The following is a 2,249-nucleotide window of genomic DNA, read 5'->3' as shown; positions in this document are numbered from 1 at the left end:
AAACCTTTCGGGGTTGTATGGTCAAGCTTTCGGGTCATTAGTATTGGCCAGCTTCACGCATCACTGCGCTTCCACATCCAACCTATCAACGTCGTAGTCTTCAACGGCCCTTATGATTTAACTCGGATAACTCATCTTGGGGCCTGCTTCCCGCTTAGATGCTTTCAGCGGTTATCAGTTCCGAACTTGGCTGCCGGGCGGTGCCATTGGCATGACAACCCGTAAACCAGCGGTTCGTTCACTCCGGTCCTCTCGTACTAGGAGCAATCCCCCTCAATTATCCCACGCCCGCGGTAGATAGGGACCAAACTGTCTCACGACGTTTTGAACCCAGCTCGCGTACCACTTTAAATGGCGAACAGCCATACCCTTGGGACCAACTTCAGCCCCAGGATGTGATGAGCCGACATCGAGGTGCCAAACACCGCCGTCGATATGAACTCTTGGGCGGTATCAGCCTGTTATCCCCAGAGTACCTTTTATCCGTTGAGCGATGGCCTTTCCATACAGAACCACCGGATCACTATGACCTGCTTTCGCACCTGCTCGAGTTGTTGCTCTCGCAGTCAAGCCAGCTTATGCCATTGCACTGACCTTACGATGTCCGACCGTAATCAGCTGACCTTCGTGCTCCTCCGTTACCCTTTAGGAGGAGACCGCCCCAGTCAAACTTCCCACCAGACACTGTCCTCTTCAAGGTCTTTGTCGAGTTAGAACTTCAAACAGGTCAGGGCGGTATTTCAAGGACGACTCCAGCAGAGCTGGCGCTCTGCCTTCGATGTCTCCCGCCTATCCTGCACAAACATGTTCAAAGTTCAGTGTCAAGCTGCAGTAAAGGTTCACGGGGTCTTTCCGTCTAGCCGCGGGTACACTGCATCTTCACAGCGATTTCGATTTCACTGGGTCTCAGGTGGAGACAGCGTGGCCATGGTTACACCATTCGTGCAGGTCGGAACTTGCCCGACAAGGAATTTCGCTACCTTAGGACCGTTATAGTTACGGCCGCCGTTTACCGGGGCTTCACTCAGGAGCTTCGACTTGCGTCTGACCCCATCATTTAACCTTCCGGCACCGGGCAGGTGTCACACCCTATACTTCCCCTTTCAGGTTTGCAGAGTGCTGTGTTTTTGTTAAACAGTCCCAGCCACCATTTCACTGCGGCTGCTCTCAGCTCCAGATGTGCATCTTTCACCATGAGCAGCGTACCTTATCCCGAAGTTACGGTACAATTTTGCCTAGTTCCTTCACCTGAGTTCTCCCAAGCGCCTTGGTATCCTCTACCCGACCACCTGTGTCGGTTTGGGGTACGGCCACATATAAGCTGAAGCTTAGAGACTTTTCCTGGAAGCCTGGCTACAGTCACTTCGTGAATAAATTCACTTCGCATCGATTCTCAGTTCAACGCATCCCGTCTTTTAACCCGGGATACTCCCTACAATCTTCCACCAGAATCCGTTAACTGGCTGACCTTACCTTCTCCGTCATCCCATCGCACTTATATCTGGTACAGGAATATTAACCTGTTTCCCTTCGACTACGCTTTTCAGCCTCGCCTTAGGCACCGACTCACCCTGCCCCGATTAACGTTGGACAGGAACCCTTGGTCTTTCGGCGAACGGGTTTTTCACCCGTTTTATCGTTACTTACGTCAGCATTCGCACTTCTGTTACCTCCAGCTCGGCTCCCGCCTCACCTTCATCAGTTTACAGAACGCTCCTCTACCACTCATACAAAGTATGAATCCGCAGCTTCGGTGTCTGGTTTAGCCCCGTTACATCTTCCGCGCAGGCCGACTCGACCAGTGAGCTATTACGCTTTCTTTAAATGATGGCTGCTTCTAAGCCAACATCCTGGCTGTCTGTGCCTTCCCACATCGTTTCCCACTTAACCAGAACTTGGGGACCTTAGCTGGCGGTCCGGGTTGTTTCCCTCTTGACGATGAACGTTAGCACCCACCGTCTGTCCTCTACTTCCAACTGTACGGTATTCGCAGTTTGCAATAGTTTGGCAAGCCGAGATGGCCCCCGCGCTATAACAGTGCTCTACCCCCGTACGTCCTCGTAGAACGCTACCTAAATAGCTTTCGAGGAGAACCAGCTATCACTGAGTTTGATTGGCCTTTCACCCCCAGTCCCAGATCATCCCCTAACTTTGCAACGTTAGTGGGTTCGGTCCTCCGGCAGGTGTTACCCTGCTTTCAACCTGTCCAGGACTAGCTCACCCAGTTTCGGGTCTACCTGTATCAACTG

Annotated in this window: 1 rRNA gene; it reads right to left on the bottom strand. The window is 52.3% G+C overall.

Annotated features, from left to right (window positions below):
* Nucleotides 1-17: 17 nt before the first annotated feature.
* Nucleotides 18-2,249 (bottom strand): 23S ribosomal RNA (locus MXE41_RS12890); the annotation flags it as partial.

This window comes from Anaerobiospirillum sp. NML120449, from assembly GCF_023051105.1.
Lineage (GTDB): Bacteria > Pseudomonadota > Gammaproteobacteria > Enterobacterales > Succinivibrionaceae > Anaerobiospirillum.
The sequence above is the reverse complement of the archived record's forward strand: the minus strand, read 5'-3'. Positions and strand labels throughout refer to the sequence as shown.